Annotated in this window: 16 protein-coding genes and 1 pseudogene; 12 read left to right on the forward strand and 5 right to left on the reverse strand. The window is 54.0% G+C overall.

Annotated elements, in window-relative coordinates:
• Positions 1-524: 524 nt before the first annotated feature.
• Together HYD27_RS02630 and HYD27_RS02635 are read left to right on the forward strand one after the other, a co-directional pair.
• Complete coding sequence (locus HYD27_RS02630) at positions 525-2102, forward strand: DEAD/DEAH box helicase (RefSeq protein ID WP_219211142.1); 1578 nt, start codon at positions 525-527, stop codon at positions 2100-2102.
• Between the two features lie 528 nt (positions 2103-2630).
• A pseudogene (locus tag HYD27_RS02635) lies at positions 2631-3551 on the forward strand (ABC transporter substrate-binding protein); the annotation flags it as partial.
• 1613 nt (positions 3552-5164) lie between these two features.
• Here HYD27_RS02635 and HYD27_RS02640 read toward each other — a convergent pair.
• On the reverse strand, positions 5165-5536 hold the full coding sequence (locus tag HYD27_RS02640) for an iron chaperone (RefSeq protein WP_219211153.1): 372 nt from the start codon (positions 5534-5536) through the stop codon (positions 5165-5167).
• A 216-nt stretch (positions 5537-5752) separates the two neighbouring features.
• On the opposite strand from HYD27_RS02640, the gene HYD27_RS02645 reads away from it, so the two are divergent.
• The 6 genes from HYD27_RS02645 (at position 5753) to HYD27_RS02670 (ending at position 13280) form a co-directional block, all read left to right on the forward strand.
• Positions 5753-6715 (forward strand): carbohydrate ABC transporter permease, encoded by a 963-nt coding sequence (locus tag HYD27_RS02645; protein WP_219211156.1) that lies wholly within the window; start codon positions 5753-5755, stop codon positions 6713-6715.
• Between the two features lie 8 nt (positions 6716-6723).
• Positions 6724-7554 carry a carbohydrate ABC transporter permease gene (locus HYD27_RS02650; protein ID WP_219211931.1) on the forward strand — a complete coding sequence of 277 codons (831 nt, stop codon included), beginning with the start codon at positions 6724-6726 and terminating at the stop codon, positions 7552-7554.
• Positions 7555-7590: 36 nt separating this feature from the next.
• Entirely contained in the window at positions 7591-9348 is a 1758-nt protein-coding gene (locus HYD27_RS02655) for a cache domain-containing sensor histidine kinase (protein ID WP_219211158.1), read from the forward strand.
• 80 nt (positions 9349-9428) lie between these two features.
• On the forward strand, positions 9429-11045 hold the full coding sequence (locus tag HYD27_RS02660) for a response regulator transcription factor (protein WP_219211160.1): 1617 nt from the start codon (positions 9429-9431) through the stop codon (positions 11043-11045).
• A 34-nt stretch (positions 11046-11079) separates the two neighbouring features.
• Positions 11080-12177, forward strand: a complete 1098-nt coding sequence (locus tag HYD27_RS02665) for a Gfo/Idh/MocA family protein (RefSeq protein ID WP_219211162.1) — start codon at positions 11080-11082, stop codon at positions 12175-12177.
• A gap of 23 nt (positions 12178-12200) precedes the next feature.
• Positions 12201-13280: a Gfo/Idh/MocA family protein gene (locus HYD27_RS02670; protein WP_219211164.1), complete on the forward strand. Its 1080-nt coding sequence runs from the start codon at positions 12201-12203 to the stop codon at positions 13278-13280.
• A 127-nt stretch (positions 13281-13407) separates the two neighbouring features.
• On the opposite strand, the gene dapA is transcribed toward HYD27_RS02670, so the two are convergent.
• The gene (gene dapA, locus HYD27_RS02675) at positions 13408-14295 is read right to left on the reverse strand and encodes a 4-hydroxy-tetrahydrodipicolinate synthase (protein ID WP_219211175.1); all 888 of its coding nucleotides are present in this window, start codon (positions 14293-14295) and stop codon (positions 13408-13410) included.
• Positions 14296-14414: 119 nt separating this feature from the next.
• Between dapA and HYD27_RS02680 the strand changes: the two genes are divergently transcribed.
• Both HYD27_RS02680 and htpG read left to right on the forward strand, forming a co-directional pair.
• Positions 14415-15311: a LysR family transcriptional regulator gene (locus HYD27_RS02680; protein WP_219211177.1), complete on the forward strand. Its 897-nt coding sequence runs from the start codon at positions 14415-14417 to the stop codon at positions 15309-15311.
• A gap of 250 nt (positions 15312-15561) precedes the next feature.
• Complete coding sequence (gene htpG, locus HYD27_RS02685; RefSeq protein ID WP_219211179.1) at positions 15562-17442, forward strand: molecular chaperone HtpG; 1881 nt, start codon at positions 15562-15564, stop codon at positions 17440-17442.
• A gap of 205 nt (positions 17443-17647) precedes the next feature.
• Here the strand turns inward: htpG and HYD27_RS02690 are convergent, their stop codons facing one another.
• Positions 17648-18514, reverse strand: coding sequence for a LysR family transcriptional regulator (locus HYD27_RS02690; protein WP_219211180.1), 867 nt, complete (start codon positions 18512-18514; stop codon positions 17648-17650).
• 262 nt (positions 18515-18776) lie between these two features.
• Here HYD27_RS02690 and HYD27_RS02695 point away from each other — a divergent pair, with 262 nt between their 5' ends.
• Together HYD27_RS02695 and HYD27_RS02700 are read left to right on the forward strand one after the other, a co-directional pair.
• Positions 18777-20516, forward strand: a complete 1740-nt coding sequence (locus HYD27_RS02695; protein WP_219211183.1) for an ABC transporter ATP-binding protein — start codon at positions 18777-18779, stop codon at positions 20514-20516.
• Positions 20513-22252: an ABC transporter ATP-binding protein gene (locus HYD27_RS02700; RefSeq protein WP_219211185.1), complete on the forward strand. Its 1740-nt coding sequence runs from the start codon at positions 20513-20515 to the stop codon at positions 22250-22252. The genes HYD27_RS02695 and HYD27_RS02700 overlap by 4 nt, the downstream gene beginning before the upstream one ends.
• A 146-nt stretch (positions 22253-22398) precedes the next feature.
• Here HYD27_RS02700 and HYD27_RS02705 read toward each other — a convergent pair whose 3' ends face one another.
• Positions 22399-24387, reverse strand: a complete 1989-nt coding sequence (locus tag HYD27_RS02705; RefSeq protein WP_219211187.1) for a Na+/H+ antiporter — start codon at positions 24385-24387, stop codon at positions 22399-22401.
• A gap of 173 nt (positions 24388-24560) precedes the next feature.
• A complete protein-coding gene (locus HYD27_RS02710) occupies positions 24561-25430 on the reverse strand; it encodes an AraC family transcriptional regulator (protein ID WP_309242005.1) in 870 nt (289 codons plus the stop codon).
• Positions 25431-25438 lie beyond the last annotated feature (8 nt).

Raw genomic sequence — 25438 nt, forward strand, 5'->3', positions numbered from 1 at the left:
CGGCTGATTCGTCGAATGTCTTCGGGACTCATTTCTGCTCTCCTCCTTCCAGCTAGGTATATATATGTTTAGAGTATTATTTACCCATTATCTGGATGGGGGTAACAGAGAGGACCTAAGTAGTTACACTTTTTCCCACTAGGGATGATCCAGTATCCGAATGCGCTACCTTAGTTGTACTTTTTCCACTAAAATGGTTGCCCGGGATCGATCAGGTATCCTTTTTTCCACTAACACTTGCGAAAAAGCGGCTGGCGGAATATGAAGAGACCTTATCCACTTGGCTTCCCGCCTGGCTTCAGCAGCCGGCCTTACACTTGAAATGCAAACAGCTGCGCTGCGTGCACTGTCTAAAAACGAGTATGGAATTAAATATCCTGGTTGGCGGGGTTATTTTATATGCAAATGTGTGGTATCATTATGTGTTATGACTTACATCTGCGCTATGTGGAGACGCAGGCATAAGCTGAATTTCATTCGTTCAATGATCCGAAAATATATGTACCTAAAATTAAGGAGACAACATGACTTTTAATGATTTGAATTTGATCCCAGCGATTCTCAAGGCGTTAAGCCAGGAAAATTATACATCACCCACCCCAATTCAGGAGGAATCGATTCCTGCGGCTCTGGCCGGCAGAGACGTCCTTGGCTGCGCACAGACCGGAACAGGCAAAACTGCGGCATTTTCCTTGCCGATTATTCAGCTGCTTAGCCAGCAGCCGGCCAGCGGCAAACGCCGGATCCGTTCACTGATTCTCACACCGACAAGAGAGCTTGCCCTGCAAATCTCGGAAAATATTCAGGCCTACAGCAAGTTCACCAATATCCGTTCAACAGCCATTGTTGGCGGCGTATCGCAAAAAGCCCAGGAGCGGGCATTAAGCCAGGGTGCGGACATCCTGATTGCCACACCGGGCCGGCTCATCGACCTGATTACCCAGAAGCATGTCGATCTGCAGTATGTGCAGATTCTGGTGCTGGATGAAGCGGACCGCATGCTGGACATGGGCTTCATTCATGATGTGAAACGGATTATAGCCAAAATGCCAGGCAAAAAACAAACGCTGTTCTTTTCGGCAACGATGCCGACAGAAATTTCGAATTTGATCAAAACGCTGCTGGTGAATCCGGTTAAGATCGAGATTACCCCGGTTTCCTCAACGGTGGACAGAATTGAGCAGTCGATCTATCTGCTGGAGAACGGCAATAAACAAAATCAGTTGAACCGCCTGCTGCAGGATAAATCGATTGTGTCGGCGCTGGTCTTTACCCGCACCAAACGCGGTGCTGACCGGGTTACCCGCGATTTGACCCGAATCAATATTACCGCCCAAGCGATTCACGGCAACAAATCGCAGAATGACCGGCAAAATGCGCTGCGCAATTTCAAGAGCGGAGCTACCCGCGTGCTCGTTGCAACGGACATTGCCGCCCGGGGCATTGATATTGACGAGCTGTCGCATGTCATCAACTTCAACCTGCCGAACATTCCGGAAACCTATGTTCACCGCATCGGCCGCACCGGCCGTGCCGGAATGAGCGGAATCGCAATTTCTCTGTGCGAGGCGGAGGAGATTCCGTACCTCAAGGATATTCAAAAGCTGATCGGCAAGACGATCCCTGAAGTGAAGGATCATGCGTATCCGATGTCCAAAAGCGCACAGGCCCTGCTGAATGAACGTCCCGCTAAAGCTCCGGCAAAACCGGCAGCGAAGGCGAAGACCAGTCCGGCGCGCAAGCCGAAGTCGGAGTGGTTCACACAAGGCGGCCGTCCGGGCAACGGGTCCGGCGGGAGCAAGGGCAGCGGCACAGGCGGCAGACCAAACGGGGAAGCGGCCCACAAAGCCGGAGCCGGTGCAAGACCCGCGGGTGCCACCGCCAGCGGGACAGGCCCGGGCAGCAGGCCAAGCGGCGGGAACGGCAGCGGAGCAGGCGCAAGCAGCCGCCCCGGCGGGGGCTACAGCGGCAGAACCGGTGAACGTGCCGGAGCCGCCGGACAGAGCACCAGACCTGCCGGCAGCGAAGGCGGCAGACCGGGCAATAACCACAACAGCCGCACCGGCGGCAGGCCTGCCGCCAAAGCGGGCAGATCGCAGTAAACTGGGGCGTATAGATTTAGACCGCAGCCTCCCTGTCAGGGAGGCTGTTTTTTGCTGTCCGGGCAAGAATTGCCGGATGTGGGCTACAAAGTCGGAATGAGGTAAAAGTGCCTTTGATCCCGGCGGACGTAGGCTGGATGGAGGAATAAAAGGTAAAAGTGCCTTTGATTCCGGCAGATGTAGGCTACAAGGCGGAATGAAGGTTAAAGGGCCTTTGAATATACCGGGGAGTTTTGTTCTGCGCTGCGGCCGGGGAGCCGAGAGTTCGGGGGATTTTAAAACAAATCGTGCATTGCTCTTATATGAACTTCCAGCCTGAATTGATAATCTAGTAAAAGAGCAAGACATTAATGTTTCACAACAGGAGGGTTAACGATGTTGAAATGGAAGCGTTCTCTTGCGGTTCTGATGGCCATCGCGCTGACGGGCTCGCTGGCTGCTTGCGGGAATGGAGAAAAGACACCAAACAGTGCAGACTCCACAGGCAACACTGCGGCGGCAGAGGGACAGCCGGTGAAGCTGCGGATCATGTGGTGGGGGGCGCAGGAGCGCCATGAGGCCACGCTGGCGGCACTGGAGTTGTACACCCGGAATCACCCGGATATCACCTTTGAACCGGAGTATTCCGGTATGGAAGGATACCTGGACAAATTGTCCACCCAGGCTGCGGCGAACAATGCCCCTGATCTTATTCAGCTGGACCCGGGCTGGGCTCCGGATTGGGCAGGCCGCAATCAGCTTGCCGAGCTGTCGCCGGAGGTGGACGTCAGCCAGATTGATGCCAAGCTGCTGGCCGGCGGTCAAGCGGATGGCAAGCAGTATGCAGTGCCGCTGGGCTCGGTAGCCTACGGGATGATTTATGATAAGGCCTCATTGGAGAAGCTGGGAATTCAGGCGCCGGTGAATGGCTGGAGCTGGGATGATTTCTTCGCACTCGCCAAGGAATCCAAAGGCAAACTGCCGAGCGGCCAATATTTCTCGCAGGATTTAGCTGGTGACTATTTCGCCTATTCCGCATTTCAGTACAGCAAAGCCAAAGGCATGGTAATTACAGAGGATGGCCATTTCAATATTGACCAGGCTACTTTTCTGGAATGGACCAAGAACTTCGAAGAGCTGCGCAAGGATGGAATTGTTCCTCCCGCAGATGTGAATGCCTCGGATAAACAATTTGATCCGCAAATGGATTTGATGGTGGCGGGGAAGATCATCTTCCGTCTGAGCTTCTCCAATAACTACGGCACCTGGGACAGCTTGAAGCCGGGGGCCTATGGGCTGGTGACCATGCCGCGTTCACAAGAAGCGGGCGGCTGGCTCAAGCCTTCCATGTATCTGGCTGTTTCTTCAGGCTCGAAGAATCAAGCGGAAGCCAAGAAGTTCATCAACTGGCTGGTAAATGATCCCGAGGCAGCACAGGTCCTGAAGACATCACGCGGGTTGCCTGTAAATAAGCAGAACGCCGCAGCATTGATATCGTCAATGAGTGAGGCGGATAAGGTCGGCATGGAACTTCTGCAGGCTACGGAAAAGGATGGGCAGACCTGGAGCGCCGGTGCGGGCGGCTGGACCAATTATATTGATAAGGACTGGACCCTTATCCGTGACCAGCTCAGCTTCAACAAAATAACGCCGGAAAAAGCCTATGAGGAGCTGAAGACCGCAGCCCGGGCCTACGAAAAATAAACGGCGAATCCAGGCCCGGCACCCTTGCTCTCCAGATGGCATTGCCTGGCGGCAGCAGGCGGGAGGGAAGGCTTGATTTTGGGGAAAGCAGTGGAGACCGGCGCCGCTGCTTTTTTTGCTGTTTAGGAAATTATGCTTCTTGTCAACTGTAGATAAGGTAGGTATGAAGTTAGGGGAAAATTATAATGCGTCTTAGTCGTGCTGAATCGTACTGAGCCGTGCTGAGTTTGCTGAGTCTGCAGAGTTTGCTGAATGGTGCTGAGTTTCCTGAGCCGTGCGGAGTCTGTGGGTTCTATGTTTTGCAGGAGGAAGCGGGAATAGAGCGGGTCCAACCGAGGCCGCTACCGGGGCAGGGACGTGAAGTGGAATGGAGTGAATGAAGTGGAATTCGTAAGAATTAGTACGCTTAATTGGACGGGGAATTCTTAAAGGGATCGTGGGAAAAAGCTGTCTCCATCTAAAAAGTAGGGACCGGCACTAAGTGCGGACATAGCGGAGGGTCAGAGGAATTCCGGAGAAACGATAGTGTTCGCTTTTAAAGACCGGTTTCAACCAGTAATCTTATTCCCAATCAGGAAACCGGGCTTTAGCAGCGGGATCGGAAGAACCCCCTGAACCCGCAGCGGACTTCATTCACCTCGTCAACCGCTGATTTTGGTTTTGAGCCAAAAAGGTAATTTAATGTGAATGGAACCGGCGAACCTGAAAAACGCTGATGGAACGCAAGGAGGTTCATAGGGAACGGAAGCGAAGTGTAAAAAGTAACACTAATGGGCTGGAATTTTGGATTTAACGGGCTTTAGTGGGATTTTGTACACTTAATAGAGGCCCGCTCCCCTCATACGGCTGATTTCAGCCGAATTAGTTGTACTTTTTCCCACTAGGGATGATCCGGAATCCGAATGCACTGCCTTAGTTGTACTTTTTCCCACTAGGGATGAATCAGGATCCGAATGCGCTGCCTTAGTTATCCTTTTTCCCACTAAGATGGCTGCCCTTTTTATGAATGTTTCAAGTTCATCATAATGTAGGCGTATTCCTCTGCAAGGGGGCGAAACGGATCGGTTAGGTATTCTTTTTCCCGCTAACGCAAGCGAAAAAGGGAAAGTAGGGATTACGTTTCCTTATTCCACTTGGGCGTAGCCGCCGGGTCTGAGCAGGAAGATCTGGAGCGATCGGGGAGGAAGAGCTTCGGCCGGCCAGGGGAACCGGAGAGCCGGGGAACCGCAGCCGGCCTCACACCTGAAATGCAAACAGCTGCGCTGCCCGGTCAAGGACACATAGCCGTTTTGTTTTCTCGGCAGCGGAATCAGGAGGCGTCAACGGCTGCCCCTCATTTTGACGAAACGCAAATAGTGCGTGCAACGGCAACCCTGTTTTTATTTCCGCCAAAAGGTTGAACAGTCTGCCTTATCCGCAATGTTAAACTCGATCATTTGCCCAAGCAAGGAGAAATCAACCGGACGATCCCACTGGATACGCACCAGCTGTTTGGTGTGATCATAGCCGGCACGCACAATTATATCAGAAAAATAAATAATTCCGGCTCTTTCAGGGGCAACAGCCAAGTGTCGCCTGGCTACGCTAAAGCCAATAATAAATGTGCCGTGATCGGTAAACATGGGTTGATGCCAGGCGATTTTTGGCATTAAATTCGGAAAATTCTTAGTGACCCAAGCCAAAACTTCCTCCGTACGGGCCCGATGCTGCGGATTCTCAATATGCGCGAGGAAGTCTGCAAAAATTTCCATGTCGTTGCCTCCAAAACCAAATTCGAACTATTTATAAATATAACCGTATCAACGAACGGTGAAAAGAAGCAACAGAAATGCCTGCTGCGGCATCCGGTTGATCCCTTTGCTTTTTTTTCGTGATATTTCAAAAGAATTCGAGGTTTTCCCTTCTTTAGCAGCGGCCGGGACGGCCCTTATACTTAAACTATAAATCTATGATATGAGGTGACACAGATGATTCGTTCCACGGCCGTTACTGCAGCAGGCGCTGCGAAGGCCAGCAAAATCCGTGCCAAGCGAAGCAGATGGAACGCTCCCCTTGCGGGCTACTTGTTCATTTCCCCCTGGCTTCTTGGTTTTGTCTGTCTTACGGCATACCCGCTGCTGCTGTCGCTCTATTACTCTTTCACAAACTACACATTGATGGAGCCGATTGAGTGGGTGGGTACGCGCAATTATGAGCTTATTTTTACAGCTGATTCGAAATTCAGCCAATCGGTGAAGGTAACCTTCATGTATGTTGCCGCCTCGGTTCCATTGAAGCTCGCCGCTGCACTTGTGGTGGCGCTGATTCTAAACAAAGCGCTGAAGGGCATCACCTTTTACCGCACGGCGATTTACTTTCCTTCACTGATCGGGGGGAGCATTGCGGTATCCCTGCTGTGGCGGAATATTTTCGGCGTGGACGGGATATTCAACAAAATTATCGGTGTGTTCGGCATTGCAGGCAAAGGCTGGATTACCAACCCCGGGACGGCGCTGTGGACATTGATTCTGCTGACCGTATGGCAGTTCGGCTCCACCATGGTCATTTTTCTTGCCGGCCTGAAACAGATTCCAAATGATCTGTATGAGGCATCATCGGTGGATGGCGCGGGACGCTTCAGACAATTCATCAGCGTTACACTGCCGATGCTGTCGCCCATTTTGTATTTCAACCTCATCATGGCCGTCATCGGGGCCTTCCAGATGTTCACCTCAGCGTTTGTCATTACCAACGGAGGGCCGATGAATTCTACCTATGTCTATGCCCTGTATTTGTACGAACGCGCTTTCAGCCGGTATCAGCTGGGGTATTCCTCGGCTCTGGCCTGGATCATGCTGGTGATGATCGTTCTGGCAACGGTAATAATCGCCTTTTCCGCAAAATACTGGGTGTTTTATGAAACGGACACTGGAGGGAGAAAACGCAAATGAGCAAACGAATGAAATTAGCCATCCGCCATATTTTTATGATTCTGTTCAGTGCGGTGATGGTCTATCCGGTACTGTGGTGGGTAGGCGCTTCGCTTAAGACGAACAGTGAGCTGAGCTCCCCGAATATATTCCCCGCCTCGCCCAATTGGAGCAACTTCTCCAAAGGCTGGAATTCGGTTCCCGGACATTCCTTCTCGGACTTCTATCTGAATACGTTTGGGCTGGAACTTGCCGTCCTGATTGCCACGCTGGCCTCCTGCACACTTGTGGCCTTCGGGTTCGCCAGACTGGACTTTCCGCTCAAGGGCTTCTGGTTCTCCCTGCTGATGCTGACCCTGATGATGCCCGGCCAGGTGCTGATTATCCCGCAGTATGCGCTCTTTTATCAGCTGGGCTGGGTCAACACTTATCTTCCGTTTATTGTGCCGCATTTGCTGGCCAGCGGTGCGGGCGGCACGTTCTTTGTTTTCCTGCTGATCCAGTTTATCCGCGGCATTCCGCGCGAGCTTGATGAGTCGGCCAAAATCGACGGCTGCTCGTGGTTCGGCATCTTCCGGCGCATCGTGCTGCCCTTGACCAAACCGGCGATTGTCACCGTGATGATCTTTTGCTTCTTATGGAATTGGGACGATTTCCTTGGACATCTGCTCTATCTGAATTCCGTGGACAAATATACAGTTGGATTGGCGCTGCGCATGATCAACGATTCCCAATCGGCACAGCAATGGGGGCAGCTGCTGGCAATGTCCCTGGTCTCCATTCTTCCGGCGACGCTGGTTTTTATGTTCCTCCAGAAGTATTTTGTCGAAGGGATTGCCACAACGGGAATAAAAGGATAAGATGGGGGCGATTATGATCGGGACGGAGAGAGCGGCATGACCAATCCTTTCAAAAAATTCAGAATCGACCGCCTCTTCTTCAGCAGCTTTGCGGTCCTGATTATTGTGCTCCTGGCCATTATTGCCTGGACCAGCTACAGCATTTCGTCGAATGCGCTGGTGCGGACAACCTCGCATTATCAGCAAAAGCTGCTGGATGAGCTGAATAATGAAATTTCTACGAGGCTGGACATGATTGAACAAATCTCGCTCTCCACCTCGCGGGACAACGAGCTGATTACCTTTCTGGCCGGCCAAAAGGATGAATTCGACCGTTACCGGGGGCAATTAGGCGTTGAGCACGCACTGGCCAATTTAACATATTCAATTCCGCTGATCCAGGGCATTGATCTGTATATGGACCAGCCTTTGCAGGGTGACGCCAAAAGCTATATCCAGTTCCGTGCGCCTGACGATCTGAAGCTGCAGGACTGGTCGCCGGTCCTGGAAAAAAATGATTTCGCCTGGACCAGCGAGCATGATATCCCCAGCTTTCAGGGCGATGTGCCGGTGCTTAGCTTTGCGCGGAAAATCATATACAATGATGCCTCCCTCGGCGTCATTGTCATTCATGTCAAAGCCAAGGAAATCCGCGGCCTGCTGACAGGGAATTCCTCTGAATCCAACCGCATGATGACGAATGCCGAAGGACAGCAGTTTCTGAAGATCGGCCAGGCACTGGACCAGGATACAGCCTCGGAATGGATGGAACTGGGAAGCCGTCAGTCCGGCTATGCCCACATCCGGGACGGCGGGCAGGGCGGGGATTCACTGCTTGTCTATTCAAGACTGGAGAATTCCAACTGGACGCTGGTTGAAATTACTTCCTGGAATCAGATTACCGCGAGCAGCTTCCGGTTGGCTGAGGTCATCCTGCTGATCGGCATCGGGGCGGTGCTGCTGGTGCTGCTGATTACCCACTGGTTGAGCCGGGAGTTCACCAAGCCGATCAAAAAGCTGGTAACCGCCATGCGGAGTTATTCGGTCGGCGGCAACAATATGGAGATGCCGGCGGATTATGAGAATGAATTCGGGTATGTGTTCGCCGGCTACCGCAAGCAAAATGAACGGATCGAAGAATTGTACGATTCCCTTCAGCGGCGCTACGAGCAGCAGCGCAAGGCGGAGATTGAGGCGCTCCAGGCGAATATCAACCCGCATTTTCTCTATAATATGCTGGACCAGCTCAACTGGATGGCCATAGAGGCCGGACAGGATGAGCTGAGCCGGATTCTGGAGCTGATGGGGCGGATGTTCCGGCTGGGCCTGTCGGGCGGCAGCAGTTTTATTACAGTTGACGAGGAGCTGGAGCACATCGGCTGTTACCTGCAAATCCAGCAGCTCCGCTGGGGCGAAGGCCTGCATTACAGCATTGCGGTCCCGGCGGAGCTCAGGCAGCTCTTCATTCCGAAGCTTACGCTCCAGCCGTTTGTGGAGAACTCGGTGCTTCACGGGTTCAACAAGCGGACGCAGGGCCATGTCCATATCGGCATGATAAGCAGGAACAATGCGCTGCATATTATCGTTGAAGACGATGGCAGCGGCCTGAAGCAGACGGGGGAGCCGCACAAGAGCAGGCGGCAGACCGGTGGTTACGGCATACGCAATGTGCGTGAGCGGATCAGCGGCTATTTCGGTGAGGAATACGGCATAGCTCTTGAAGAGAGGGAAGGTGGAGGAACCCGGGTGGAGATTGTAATTCCGCTGCTGTCTGAGCCTCCGGGGAAAGCGCCCTTGGAGCAGGATATGAACTGAACCTGTTATTGTAAGCGATTTATTTCACAGCCCTGTAAACCGGACGTCCGGATTGCTACGGCTAAAGGGAGGCAAAAATCATGCTGAAGATCGCCATTATCGATGATGAGCGGCAGGTGCTGCAGGGGATGAGGCGTGTGATTCCGTGGGAGGAGCTGGGAGCGGAATGGGCAGGCGAGGCGATGAATGGCGAGGACGGACTGGAGATGGTGCGCGGAATCCGGCCCGACATTGTGATTACGGACATTTATATGCCGTCGATGAACGGTCTAGATATGATTGAGCAGTTAAGAAAAGAGGGCTATACCGGGAAAATCATCATTTTAAGCGGATATTCGGACTTTGAGCATGCCAGGCAGGCGCTGCGGAACAACGTAAGCGACTATGTATCGAAGCCGATCAGTGTAACGACGCTGAAGGATATTCTGGGCAAGGTCATTCGGGAACTGCGCGAAGAGAAGGAGAAAAACCTGCTGCAGGGAGAGCTTACGCATAAACTGCTGCTGTACGAGCCGTTTATAGAGAAGGAGTGGGTGAGGTCTGCCGCCGTCGGCACGTTGGACCACACCTACCGCAATAGGGAGTATTTGCCGCAGCCATACCGGGATTGGACGGAATGCAGCCACATGGTAGTCGGCATTGACTGTGTCCGCGACATCCGGGCCAGCGAGCTTTCACTGTCGGATTGGAGTCTGTTCCGCTTTGCGATCAGCAATATTGCTTGCGAGGTGGCCGGAAAAATCTTCGCCCGTGCTGAATATACCGAGCTGCACAGCACCAGAGCTGTGCTTATTGTCCACCCCGGGCTGGAACAGCTTGGGCAGCTGGAGGCGCTGCTGCAGGAATTGGGCCTCAAACTGATCGACAGCATCCGGGCCTGCCTGAAGCTGTCTATCCGCGTAGGGATAGGAGGGCTGAAGCAGCAATGGACCCAAATTCCCGATTCGACCGAGGAGGCCTTCCGGGCTATGGATGGCAGCGGGCAGCGGATGCTGCCTGCTTATGATCTGTTTGCCTACGGAGAGCAGCCGGACCGCCGGCGGGAAGCCGTAGCGCTGTTCCCGGTGAAGTTCTCCTTCCGCCTCGCCGGTGCGATGAAGACGGCCCAGGAGACAGAGGCGCAGCAGCTGGTTGCCGAGTATATGATGGAACTGGAGAAGCAAACAGGCATCACCAAGGATTATATACAGATGCTGGGGAGCGAGCTGTGGGGGATCATTACGTATTGCCTCTATGAATCGGGACTGGTGCTGGACGAGCTGTTCACGAATGATCAAATTGCCAAAGAGCTGGGTACTCTCACACAGCCGGATCAGCTGGCCGCATGGCTGCAGACCAAAATCTCCGCAATCTGCGGCAGCAGGCTGTGGAAGGGCAGCAGCAAGCACAGGCAGGTGGTGGATTTCATGACCCACTATATCCATGAGCATTTTGCCGAAGAATTAACGCTTGCGGAACTGTCGGACAAGGTATACATTTCGCGCAATCATTTATCGATTATTTTCAAGAACATCACAGGCGAGACCTTCAACAGCTATTTAACGCGGGTGCGCATTGAGAAGGCGCGTGAATTGCTGCTGGAGCGCAATATGCTGGTCTATGAGGTGGCAGAGCGGGTCGGCTACCGGAATGTGCCTTATTTCAGCACCCTGTTCAAGAAGATCACCGGAATGAATCCGACGGAGTTAATCAATTGAGCAGAAGATCGTGAGAAGGGAAAGTGAAAATGTTATGATACGCGTAGCCATTATCGGCACCGGTTCAATCGCCGCTTCCCATTTGGAGGCCTATTCGTTGTTCCCGGAGCGCTGCCAAATCGCAGCCCTGATCAACAGGCATGAAGCCAAGGCGGTTCAGCTGCGGGACAGATTTGAACTCGGCTGCAGGATTGTGCAGGATTATCATGAGCTGCTGGAGAGCGGAGAGGCCGATCTGGTCTCTATCTGCACTCCGCCCCATTCGCATGCGGAGATTGCCGCAGATTGCCTGCGGGCGGGAATGCATGTGCTGGTGGAGAAGCCGATGGCGATGTCGCTGGAAGAATGCGACCGTATGCTGGAAGCGGCGGAGAGCACAGGGAGCTTATTGTCCGTAGTCGGGCAGAACCGCTTTCTTGATTCCTATATGAGGCTGAAGCACACGCTGGACTCCGGCTTGGCGGGGAAAATTGTCCACTCCCAGACGGATGCTTTCTGGTGGCGGGGCGGCAGCTACTACGATGTATGGTGGAGAGGCACATGGGAGCAGGAGGGAGGCGGCTGCACGCTTAACCACGGCATTCATCACCTGGATTTGCTGCAGTGGATGCTGGGCATGCCCCGTTCGGTACAGGCTGTGATGAGCAATACCTCGCATGAAAATTCCGAGGTGGAGGATCTTTCGGTCGCCATCCTGTCCTATCCCGGCGGAGGTCTGGCGCAAGTGACCAGCTCTGTGGTGCATCACGGCGAAGAGCGGCAGATGATCTTTCAGGGGCAGCTTGCACGTATATCGTCGCCCTTGGCCATCTATGCCACCACTCAGCTGGAGAATGGCTTTCCGAAGCGGAATCCCGCACTGGAGAAGGAAATTAAGCGGGTGCATGATTCGCTGCAGCCGCTGCGCTACAGCGGCCATGCCGGGCAGATTGACAATGTGCTGGAGGCGCTGGAGAACAATTCGCGGCAAGTTCTTATCGACGGTTATGAGGGCAGAAAGATGATAGAGCTTGTCACGGCCATCTATGAAGCTGCCATTACGAAGAGCGCGGTTGAGCTGCCTCTCGGCAGAGAAAGCCGGTTTTATTCGAGGGAGGGGCTGCTTCACCGCGCTCCGCGCTATCATACCTAACAACAGTTACAGGGAGGATACACATGTCCGTAAAATTCAGCATCATCGGCGGCGCGGGCTATCGCGCGCAATATTATCTCCGGATTGCCCAGGCGCTGCCCGAACAGTTTCAGATCAGCGGAATTGTTGTGCGGGACGAAGCGAAGGGCAGGCTGATGCAAGCCGGGTGGGGGGTCAATGCCTATCCGTCCCTCGATGAGCTTCTGGACAGGGAAACGCCCGATTTCGCCGTTGTATCTGTTAACGCAGCGGATAGCACGGGCTATCTGCTTAAGCTGGCCGGCGCGGGAATTCCGGCCCTGACGGAGACGCCTCCGGCCGCGGATATCCGCGGCCTTGAGCTGCTGCACGAGAAGCTCTCCCTCGCCGGTGCGCGGGTGCAAGTGGCCGAGCAGTATGCCTTTCATCCGATCCAGGAGGCGCGGCAAGCCTTGATCCGTTCCGGCCGTCTGGGAAGCATCACCGAGACTACGGTTTCGATCTCCCAAATGTATCACGCTGTCAGCTTAATGCGCCGGATGCTGGGCATTCTCTTCGAGCCTGCCCAGATCCGGGCCATGCGCTTTGAATCCCGCTGGGTGAAGGGGCCGGGACGCAGCGGTCCGCCTGTAGAAGACGTTATCGTGTCTTCGCAAAGAGATTTGGCCTGGCTGGATTTCGGCGGCCGTCTGGGCATTTACGATTTCACGAAGGACCAGCACCGTTCCTGGGTCCGTTCCAATCATATGAGTATCCGCGGTGTGCGCGGAGAAATCTTTGACGACCGGGTCAAGCTACAGCAAGAAGACCGCATTCCGCTGCAATTGGAGCTTAAGCGGGTCAATGCAGGCGAGCTGGAAAACCAGGAGGGCTATTTTCTCAAGGGTTATATTTGCGGGGAAAAGTGGCTGTACAACAATCCTTTTGCTCCAGCGAGGCTCTACGATGATGAACTTGCGATCGCGGGCTGTCTGCAGAGGATGGCGGACTATACGTTCGGCGGACCGGATTTTTACAGTCTGGCGGAGGCCTCGCAGGATCATTACCTCGGGATGATGATTGAGCGGGCGATACAGACGGGAGAGACGGTGAAGACGCAGCCGCAGATCTGGGCGCAGAAATAAGCGTTGCGTACCGCGGCCGGGAACGCCGGCAGAAAAAGGGCTGCAGAGCAGCAGTAAAAACCGCCCCTACAGTGCTAACTGGCAGTGTAGAGGCGGTTTTTGGCGCTGTAATTATATTGTTTTATAATTATTGCTGTACGGTGCTGGCCAGATAGGCTCCCAATTCCTCGCGCAGCCCGGAGCTGATCGAGGTCATCGGCAAGCGGAGTGTATCGGAGGCAATCTCTCCGCAGGCGCTGAGCAGCCATTTGATCGGAGCCGGATTGGACTCCTTGAAGAGCAGCTTCATCAGCGGGACCAGCTGTTCGAATTCGGCTCTGGCCTCCTCAATCCGTCCGGCTCTGAACTGCTCGTAGATGCCGAGGAACTTCGCGGTATGCACGTTGGCCGAAGCCAGCATGCCCCCGGCGGCTCCGCAGCCCAGCATATCGAAGAAATGGAGATCATCGCCGCACAGCACCGGCTTCGAGCCCAGCCGGGACAGCTCGGAGACGAGCAGCGGCGAGCCGGAGCAATCTTTTAATCCCACGACATTGTTCATTTCAAGGATGGTGCGTGCGGTGTCTACAGACATGCCGACCCCGGCGCGCCCCGGAATATCATAGGCAATAACCGGAATGCCCACCCCGGCGGCTTTGCGGAAATGCTCAATAATGCCTTGCTGGGAAGGACGGCTGTAATAGGGTACGACCACCAGCACGGCATCGGCCCCTGAATTGGCAGCCAGCTCGGTGCGGGCTACAGTGGAAGCCGTATCGTTGGTGCCTGTGCCGATGACGAGCGGGACCGGGCCTGATTTCAATAATTCCCGCGAGGTGTTCACAAGGATCTGCAATTCCTGTATGTTGACTGTCGGCGATTCTCCAGTGGTTCCATTGACGACCAGACCATGAATGCTGTTCTTAATGATGTTGTTCACATAACGCTGATACGATTCCAGATCGATCTCGCCAGCTGCATTGAACGGGGTTACCACGGGAACATAAATTCCATAAATCTGTTCTTCTGTTAACATGAATATCGTCCTCCAAAATGTTAAAATCCTTTTATCTTACTGTAGCATGGAATATTTCATCGGCGTTAGCTATAATAAATGATGTAGGCTATCAATAATATTGATGTTAGGGTGAGGTTATGGATTTAACATATATGCGGACCTTCCGCGAGGTCGCGAAGCGGCAGAGCTTCACCCGCGCGGCTGAAGAGCTGGGCTATGCCCAGTCCAGTGTGACGATGCAGATTCAGAAGATCGAGAAGGAATACGGGGTTCCGTTGATGGAGCGGCATGGACGCGCGCTGCGCTTGACTCCGCCCGGAGAAGAGCTGCTGAAGCTGTTCGCGGAGATTCTGGACTTGTATGACCGTTCCAAGGAGACCATCGCCCAGCAGATCGGGGGAACCCTGACAATCGGGACGATAGATTCGCTGGCCGCTTTTTATTTGCCGCCGTTTCTGCAGCAGCTGCGGACTACGTTTCCCGGATTGAATATCCATCTGCAAACCGAGCAGGAGGCCAATCTGGTGACCAAAATCAGGGACGGAGAAGTGGATATCGGCCTGATGCTCGACCGCAGCACCGCCGATTCGCAGCTGGAGCGGATGATCATCCGGGATGAACCGCTGGTGCTGGTAGCCCCGGAGGGGCACCCGCTGGCCAAGCTGGACCGCGTGGCGCTGCAGGACTTGAACAACTGCGAGCTGATCGTCTCCGAGGAGAGCTGCATTTACCGCAGCCTGTTCGAGAACCTGCTGCGGGAGCACGGGATCATATTCCGCATCGGCTTTGAGCTGTCCAACCTGGAGGCAATCAAGCGCTGCGTGCGCAACGGTCTGGGCATTGCCCTGCTGCCGCGAATTGTGGCCGAAGAGGAGATTGAACGCGGCACTCTGGCCGAGCTGCCATTTGTGCATCCGGAAATCCATTTTGACCTGCAGCTGCTGATCCACCCGAAGAAATGGAAGCCGCTGCCGCTGCAATCGCTGATTGAGATGCTGCTGGCCGATGCCAAGTCCAAGGCAGCTGCGCTGTGAAGCGCGGGCCGGGAATCTGCTGCTCAAATGCAATTGCCTGCGGCTTTGCTCATAAGATTACCTTTTAGGTGTACCGGATACAGTCAGAGCGAAAAATACAGGCTAACGATGCTTACCAGTATGCAGCAATATATTGACACCAAAAACGAGAATATGGTATATAAAAGGAAGTGTTAGCACTCAATGAAGCGGAGTGCTAATCAATTGGAAGCTACTAGAAGGTTATTATTGAAAGGAGATTCACTTATTCATGGCCAAAAAAGAGTTTAAAGCCGAATCCAAACGGTTGCTGGAAATGATGATTAATTCGATTTATACGCAGCGCGAGATCTTTTTGCGGGAACTGATTTCAAATGCGAGCGATGCCATTGACAAAATCTATTACAAAGCGCTGGCCGATGAAGGGCTGGTGTTCAATAAAGAGGATTACTACATTAAGGTAACTGCGGACAAGGCAAGCCGTACGCTGACTATCTCCGATTCGGGGATCGGGATGACCCAGGAAGAGCTGGAGAACAACCTGGGGATTATCGCGAACAGCGGCTCGTTTGCTTTTAAGAAGGATAACGAAGCGAAGGACGGCCACAACATTATCGGGCAGTTCGGCGTTGGCTTCTATTCCGCTTTTATGGTGGCGGACGATGTTACTGTGGTCAGCAAGGCGCTGGGCAGCGAGCAGGCCTTCAAATGGGAATCCCAGGGAGCGGACGGGTATACCATTGAGCCGGCCGAGAAGGACAGCGTAGGCACCGAGATTACACTCAAGATCAAAGCCAACACTGAAGAAGACAATTACGACGAGTTTCTGGAAGAATACCGCCTGAAATCGATTATTAAGAAATACTCTGACTTCATCCGCTTCCCGATCAAGATGGATATCACCAGCAGCAAGCCGAAGGAAGGCAGCGAAGGCGAGTTCGAGGAAACGAAGGAAGAGCAAACCGTCAACAGCATGGTGCCGATCTGGCGCAAGAACAAAAATGAGCTGACGGAAGAGGATTACAACAATTTCTACACCGAGAAGCGCTATGGCTTCGACAAGCCGCTGAAGCATATCCACATCAGTGCCGACGGCGCGGTGGTCTATAATGCAATCCTGTTCATCCCGGAGAACACGCCGTTCGATTACTACACCAAGGAGTATGAAAAAGGCCTGGAGCTGTACTCCAACGGTGTGCTGATCATGAACAAATGCGCGGATCTGCTGCCGGATTACTTCAGCTTTGTCAAAGGGATGGTTGATTCCGAGGACCTGTCGCTGAACATCTCCCGCGAGCTGCTGCAGCATGACCGCCAGCTGACGCTGATTGCCAAGAACATCAAGAGCAAAATCAAGAGCCAGCTCCTGAGCCTGCTGAAGGATGAAAGGGAGCAATACGGGAAGTTCTACACCTCCTTCGGCAGACAGCTGAAATTCGGGGTGTACAACGACTATGGCATGGAAAAAGAAACGCTCCAGGACCTGCTGATGTTCTACTCCTCCAAGGAGAAGAAACAGGTAACGCTGGCTGAATACGTGGAAAGAATGCCGGAAGACCAGAAGTATATCTATTACGCTTCCGGGGATTCGGTGGAACGCATTGAGAAGCTGCCGCAGACTGAACTGGTTTCGGACAAGGGCTACGAAATTCTCTACTTCACCGATGATATCGATGAGTTTGCGATCAAGATGATTATGTCCTATAAGGAAAAGGAATTCAAAAACGTATCCAGCGGCGACCTGGGGCTTGAAGAGAATGCCGACGAGAAGCCATCGGAAGCGGAAGAAACCGAGAACAAGGAATTGTTCGAAGCCATGAAGGGCATCCTCTCCGGCAAAGTAAAGGACGTCAAGGCCTCCAAACGCCTGAAATCGCATCCGGTCTGCCTCTCTACGGAAGGCGAGCTGACGATTGAAATGGAGAAGATCCTCAAAGCGATGCCGAATGGCCAGGAGGTGCAGGCGGACAAGGTGCTGGAGATCAACATCCATCATGATGTCTTCAAATCCTTGAAGGCTGCCGCTGAAGGGGACAAGGAGAAGCTGGGCCTGTACACGAACCTGCTGTACAATCAGGCGCTGCTGATCGAAGGTCTGCAGGTGAATGATCCGGTGCAGTTCACGAATGATATTTGCAAAATCATGGTTTAATCCGCAGCGGCTCCGCCGTGCAGTAGATTGACCAGCCAAACCCGCTTCCGGTGCTGACCGGGGCGGGTTTTTGCCGGTTGAGGGTAAAAACGTGATGTGATTTCCCAATCCTTGGCTATTTACTGGGATGCTTGCATTTTCTGCAATAGAAAGCTTTAAGGTTGGCGATAAATCGCATTCTGCTGTATTTGGGACAACAATGCCGCTACGTCTGAAAGTTCTCAATAAACTTCCCTGCCAGGGAAGACAGGTACTTATCCTTCATCCAGACTGCGGCCACCCGGGTGTTCAGCGAGTCGCCAAGGATTTCCTTAGCGATTACGTTGCTGTTGTCGGCCAGAGTGAAGGCGGACCTCGGGATGATGCCGATGCCAAGACCGGCATTGGCCCAGAGCAGGGTAGTGCGGGCATCGTCATTCATGCAGAAAATCTGCGGATCGAAGCCGTTCTCAAGGGCCGCCTCGCGGATAAGCTGCTCGAAGCGGCGGTAGATAATGAGCGGCTGATGCTTCAGCTCTCCAATCTCAATAGCGGACTCTCCGCGGGTCCAGTCATATTCAGGCGTCATCACGGCAATCATAGGTTCAGACGCGGTGTAGACACACTCCAGGCCGGCGGCGCTGAAGGGGGTGCGGACAATGCCTACTTCGACGATGCCTTTGTTCAGCAGATCGATAATTCTGTAGGTATTGCCTTCGTGAATCTCGAATTTCACCCCGCTGTAGATTTGATGGAACTCCAGCAGCCGCTCCTGGAGCAGGGTTGCCGCAGAAGAGGATACGGTTCCGATGGAGAGTGTGCCGTGTACACCTTTGACAAAATCCTTCAGCTCCCGGGTCGTGGAGTCGGCCAGCTCCAGAATTTGCTGCGCCCGTTCCCGCAGGACCATCCCGGCTTCCGTAAGCTGGATGCTGCGCGGACCCCGTTCCACCAGCTTCACTCCAAGCTCCTCTTCCAGCAGCCTGAGCTGCTGGCTGAGCGGGGGCTGGGCCATTTGCAGCCTTCTTGCCGCCGAGGTAATCTGTCCTTCTTCGGCAATAGCCAGGAAATATCTCAATTGACGGATATCCATAAATAACCTCCGGGTATGATCAGTCTGATATATGTTAATCGTATCGCATGAATACGAAACCAATATTATTAATATGTTAGCAGGTATGACATAATCATAACGGGTCTTATCCATTTTTCAAAATATAAGAAAGGATATATTCTGCAATATCCTGTATCCTTATATTTCCCGCTGCTTCGGAAGCATTATGCTCCATTAACGGACGGCGCAGCCCTTTCTGCTTGCAGTTGCTACATATTTCATAAGTTAGGTGAGGATTTCTGTGTTTAAAATTGCCGCATTTCTTAAGCCGTACAGAAAAGAAGTAACGCTAGGGCCGATCTTCAAGCTGCTGGAGGCCATTCTTGAGCTGCTGCTGCCAACGATCGTAGCCTTGATTGTCAACAACGGGATTGGCCGCCAGGACAGTGCTTATGTATACCGGATGGGCGGGCTGATGGTGGTGATGGCATTGCTAGGCTTCGGCTGTTCGATGATCTGCCAGTATTATGCCGCACGGGCTTCCCAGGGCTTCGGCACTTCGCTGCGCAACAAGATGTTCAAGCATATTTCTGCGCTCTCCTATGCGGAGCTGGATACCTTCGGCACGCCTTCGCTGATCAACCGGATCACGAATGACGTGAACCAGCTGCAGCTTGCCGTAGCGATGCTGATCCGTCTCGTGATCCGTGCGCCGTTCATCTGCATCGGGGCGATCATCATGTCGATGATCCTCGATTTCCGGCTGTCGCTGATCCTGCTGGCGGCGACCCCGGTGTTTGGGGTGATCCTGTATTTCATCATCACGCGCAGTTCGCCGCTCTACCGCAAGTATCAGCAGAAGCTGGATCATCTGGCGCTGGTGCTCAGCGAGAATCTGTCCGGCATCCGCGTCATCCGGGCCTTTGCCAAGAGCCGCAGCGAGAAGCAGCGCTTTAACGCCGCCTCGGAGGATCTGACGGCGACGGCAATCCGCGTCTCCCGCATCTCCGCCTGGCTGGGGCCAATGACAACGCTGGTAGTCAATGCGGCGATCATTGCCATTCTGTGGGCAGGCGGCATCCATATTGATGCCGGACAGCTGTCCCAAGGCGAGATTATCGCTTTTATCAATTATGTGACCCAGATTCTGCTGGCGCTGATCGTCGTCTCGAATCTGGTTATTATTTTCACCAAAGCCTCATCCTCTGCGAACCGGGTGAATGAAGTGCTGGCTACTGCGGCCTCCGTTGCAGATTCGGGGAAGCAGGCGCTGCCACCGGAAGATCAGCAGGCTCCGGCCATTGTCTTCGAGCATGTCTCGTTTGGCTACAACACGACGGGGGAGCTGGCCCTGAACGACATTTCGGTGACCATTAACCGGGGGGAGACCGTCGGGCTGATCGGCAGCACCGGCTCCGGCAAGTCGACCTTTGTAAATCTGATCCCGCGTTTTTATGATGTTCTTGCGGGAGAAGTCCGGGTGGATGGCATAAATGTCAGGAATTACGGGCTGGAGCAGCTGCGGAGCCGGATCGGCATTGTGCCGCAGAAGGCCACACTGTTCAGCGGCACAATTGAAGCCAATATCCGCTGGGGCAAACAGGATGCCTCGTACGATGAGCTAATGCAAGCAGCCGGAGTCGCCCAGGCTGAGGAATTCATCCGGAAGCTGCCTGAAGGGCTGGCTACGCCGGTTGCCCGCGGCGGAATGAACTTGTCCGGCGGGCAAAAACAGCGGCTGACCATCGCCCGCGCGGTAGTCCAGGCTCCGCCGATCCTGATTCTGGACGATGCGGCAAGCGCGCTCGATTTTGCCACGGATGCGGCGCTGCGACGCGCACTCCGGGAGAGCCGCAGCGAAACCACCGTATTGCTGGTCTCCCAGCGGGTGAGCACCGTACGCCAGGCGGATCAGATTATTGTCTTCGACGAGGGCCGGATTGCCGGCGTCGGCACACATGAAGCATTATTGGCGAGCTGCGGGGTGTATCAGGAAATCTGCCAGTCCCAGCTGTCAACTGAGGAGGTGCACGCGCAATGAATGCCGGAGCAACCTGGAAAAGAATTATTGTCTATACCAAGCAGCATAGAAGCATCGCCATTGCGGCTGTATTCTGCGCCATATTGAGCGTGATCGCCAGCCTGATCGGCCCTCTGCTGATTGGCCGGGCTGTCGACCATATGGTGGGTCCCGGACAAGTGGACTTTAACCGTGTGCTCCAGCTGCTGCTGCTGCTGGCTGTGGTCTACATTGTCGGCAGTTTCTTTGGCTGGCTGCTGACTTACTATACCAACCGGATCGCCTACCGGACGGTCTATGATTTGCGGCTGGAGCTGTTCGACAAGCTGAACGTGCTGCCGCTGAAGTTTCATGACAACCACCCGCAGGGAGACAGCATCAGCCGGTTTGTGAACGATATGGACGCCGTCTCGGACGGATTGCTGCAGGGCTTCTCCACACTGCTGACCGGAGTCGTGACGATTGCCGGAGCTGTCGGTCTGATGCTGTATATCAGCCCGGTGATGACGCTGGTTGTGCTGCTCTCGGCACCGGCCACCTTTTTTGTCGCCCGGTTCATTACTACACGATCCCAGAAGCTGTTCCGCGAGCAGGCCAAAATTCTGGGCGGTTTGAACGGGTACGTGGAAGAAATCGTCGGCGGCCAGAAGGTGGTGCAGGCATTCCGTTATGAAGACCACAGCTTCGCAGAGTTCTCGAAGCGGAACAACAAGCTGTACCATACCGGCGTCAAATCCCAGTTCTACGGTTCCTTGTCCAATCCGACCACCCGGCTGGTGAATAACATTACCTTCTCTGTAATTGCCATGATCGGCAGTGCGCTGGTAATCGGTGGGCATTTCTCGGTCGGGGCTCTCTCCAGCTTCCTGATCTATTCGAATCTGTTCGCGAAGCCGTTCAATGAAATTACCGGCGTAATCACCCAGCTGCAGTCCGCAACGGCTTCTGCACAGCGCATCTTTGCGATTCTGGATCTTCCTCCCGAACCTCAGGATGACAAGGACGCGCATGTTATGGGTGTGAGCCAAGGCACGATCGCCTTTGATAAAGTAAGCTTCGCGTATATTCCGGAGCGTCCGCTGATTAAGGGCTTCAGTCTTGAAGTGAAGCCGGGCACGCGGGTGGCTATCGTCGGACAGACCGGAGCCGGCAAAACGACACTGGTCAACCTGCTGATGCGCTTTTATGACGTAGACGGCGGCAGCATCAGGATTGACGGAATCGATATCAGGGAGATTACCCGCGACAGCCTGCGCCGTAACTTCGGGATGGTGCTGCAGGATACCTGGCTGTACGGAGGATCGATCCGGGACAATATTGCCTACGGCAGGCCGGAGGCCACTGAGGAAGAGGTCATTGCCGCCGCCAAGGCCGCGAACGCCCACAGCTTCATTAAGCGGCTGCCCGAAGGCTATGCCACGAAAATTTCCGGTTCAGGGGATAACCTGTCCCAGGGACAAAAGCAGCTGCTCACCATAGCCCGTGTGATGCTTGCAAATCCGCCGATGCTGATTCTGGACGAAGCCACCAGCAGTATCGACACTTTGACGGAGGCCCGCATCCAGAAGGCTTTCCTCAAGATGATCGCCGGCCGGACCAGCTTCGTGATTGCCCACCGGCTGTCCACGATCCGTGAAGCGGATGTGATTCTCTTTATGAAGGACGGCGATATCGTCGAGAGCGGCACACATGAAGAGCTGCTGGAGAGCGGCGGCTATTATGCGCTGCTGTACAACAGCCAGTTTGCGGCGGTGTAGTTGGGGAAGGGGCACTGGCGGGCTTTGGCCTGATTGTAGGCTTTGCTACATCAAAAACAGCTGCAGCAAGGACTTCAGATGAAGTCCGGGACCGGCAGCTGTTTTTGATTGAACTGTTCTCTTCAGAAGGGGCGGCAATCGGCGGATCAGACAGTCAATTCTCTAAGATCATGCTCCATCAGCAAGAGATTGCTTTTCATTTCCTTCATCCCGGCTCTCGAAAGCTGTCCGGATTCGAACTTGAGCTGAATCTGATCTCTTTCCAACTGGATGCCTACCCGGGCCAATTCATCCAGAGCGGCGTCAAAGTCCTCCCTGGAAGCTGCGGAGGCCTCACTTCTCGTATATCTGCTGAGCAAGCTCTCATAACGCAGAATCAACGAGCTAATCTCTTCAATCTCTGTGCCCGCCGCAGGCAGCACAGCATTTAATTTCTCAATAACATACTTGATATTGCGGGATCTGAAGGCATCCAATTGCTCACGCCTTTCCTGAAAGCTTAGGGCAGCCTGTTGAAGCATCCCGGACACCTCTATCCATTGCCGGAAAGCCAGCAGATCTGTTTTGTATTGGTCGTCCTTGGTGAACCGGAACAGTGTTTTGTTCAGTCTGTGCAAAGTACGGTAAGCCATAAAAGGATTCACTTCTTTGTTCTTAATCGCCAGCAGAGTGCTCTCCCTTTGCCATTTGAGCGTGTCGATGAGCAGCGGGCGCTGCCGCCTTTCGGCGCTTTCGTCCTTTTTCAGCTTGCGGATGCGCGAGTTGTACGTATTGATAATTTTACCGATAGCGGCTCTGTTGTCGTCGGTTGTCTGTTCGATTAAGGCAATCACAACATTGCGCAGGATTTCCAGTTCAATATGCGTCTCATCGTTGATCTCCACGGCTTCTGCAACGTCTCTGACCAGCAGAGGCAGCAGGTAGTTGGCCGCCAGCAAGGTCCACAGAATGACCCCTGCCGCCAAAAAGATGATCAGATCCCGCTCCGGGAACGGATTCCCGTTATCAAGGAAAAACGGCAGCGACAGTGTACTTGCCAGCGTGATCGTTCCCCGCACCCCGGACAGGGTGAGGATGAGCGCATTTTTGAATTTATGCCTGCGGTCAGGCTTCTCTTCATCGGTACCGGGAAGCTTCATCACAAGAACCCAGATAAAGCGCAGGGCCAGCACAGCGAGGGTCAACACCAGCGTATAGATGATTACCTGGATATGTCCAAAGCTGGAGCTGCCCCAAATGGTCCGGATAATCTCCGGCAGCTGTGTGCCGAGGAGCAGGAAAACCAGTCCGTTCAGCACAAAAATGATCACCGACCAGGTGCTTTTGGAAACAATGCCCAGCCGGGCTACTTCAGGGTTCATTTTTTTGTAGCCAAAGGAATGGGCTATTCCCGCACTGACCGCCGCAAGGATTCCATTGACCCCAAGCTCTTCAGCGGCAAGGAAAATCGCAAAGGGAGTCAGGATCTCAATCAGCATATGCAGTGTAACGTTCTCCATGCCCAGCCTGCGCAGCCATTTCACAAATACATATTTCACAAGGGTCAGCAGAAGGCCCAGCAGGATACCGCCGATGGAAATACCGATAAAGCTCAGGCTGGCCGAACGCAGGGAGAAGGCGCCGGTTACCATCGCCGCGGCGGCAAATTGAAAGGATACCAGACCGGAAGCATCATTAATGAGCGATTCCCCCTCCAGGATTTTCATCGTTTTGTGGGGGATTTGGATCTTCTCTTCGAGCGCGCCGACCGCTACAGCGTCCGTAGGAGCAAGCGCCGCCGCGAGGGCAAAGGCCGCAGCAAGCGGAATGACGGGAAGCAGCCAATTCAGAAAGTAGCCCAGCAGGGCAACGGTTACAAATACCAGTCCCAGCGCCAATAAAAGAATCGGTTTCTTCAAACTCCACAGCGCCTCTTTATCCGAGTGCCGTCCGTCATTGAACAGCAGGGGCGCAATGAATAAGACTAAAAACAACTCTGGATTGAGCTTTAATTCAAAGTGCAGAGGCAAATAGGTAATGCCAACTCCAAGCGCAATCTGGATAATGGGTACCGAAACGGAAGGGATAAACCTGTTGATCAGATTGGATAAGGCGATTGCGGCCAGCATCAGTAAAATAAACTCAAAAATCTCCAAAAGCTCTACCACCTTATTTATGTATTGTCTGTCTGTATCTTGCCATGTCGGCTATTCATTTGCAACAGCCTGCAAAGCGCGAAGGAGCAATAGCGCTTTGCAGGCTTCTCGGCGCCGCTGGCGGGGCTCTCCGGGTGATGCTGCGCTCCTGTCAGGAAGGGAGACGGCGGCAGCTAGGATTCATGTATTCTTTTGCGCATCATGCCCGGCGTACAGCCGTACGCCTTCCGGAAGATGCGGATGAAATAATTGGTCTCCAGGCCCAGATGCAGGGCGATATCCTGTACGGGCGTATTGGCATCCTCCCGGATCATCTGCAGCGCCCGTTCCAGCCGCAGGTTCTGCAAATATTTATGCGGTGTAATCCCGTATTCCTGCAGGAACAGCCGCTGGAAATGCTGGACGGAGTAGCCTACGGCAGCCGCGAGATTCGAGACCAGCAGCGGCTCGGTAAAATGCTCATTGATCAGGCTCACCGCCTTCTGCAGCGCCTCGTTGCGGACGTTCTCCAGCTCCAGGCGCCCCGAGGCACCCGGCGCCGAGGCGCTGCTGCGCAGCAGGAGCAGCAGCCGGTACAGCGCCACGGACAGCTCCTGCATCACCTGCCCGCCCTGGCGGCCTGCCTGCTGGTGCACAGTGTGCCAGATGCTGCCCACCTGCTCCCAGCATTCCTCGAAGTGCTCCGGGCGCAGCGGCGGGGAGGATGGCAGGAAGCCGATCCCTTCGAGCAGGCCTTGGGACAGCTCTCCGTGGAAGCCGATGAAGCCCACATGCCAGGGCTCCAGTGACAGCGGATAATATTCATGGCCCCGGTCCGGCGGATAGGCAAAAGCCGTTCCCGGCTCCAGGACAGCTTCCTCGCCCGTCGCAAGGTCCCGGAACAGGCCTCTGCCGCTGCGGATCAGAAAGATCTGGTAAACGGGGAAGCCGCCGGGACGGACATGATGGTACTGGATATGCCGCCCGACGGAATAGGGATACAAGGGGAAGCGCTTCAGGTCGCGCGGCATTTCTATCAGGGAGAAGGGAAGAATGAAGCTCACCTCGTATT

Origin of the sequence: Paenibacillus sp. S150 (genome assembly GCF_019352175.1) — a bacterium.
In the GTDB taxonomy this organism is placed as follows: Bacteria; Bacillota; Bacilli; order Paenibacillales; family Paenibacillaceae; genus Paenibacillus_AQ.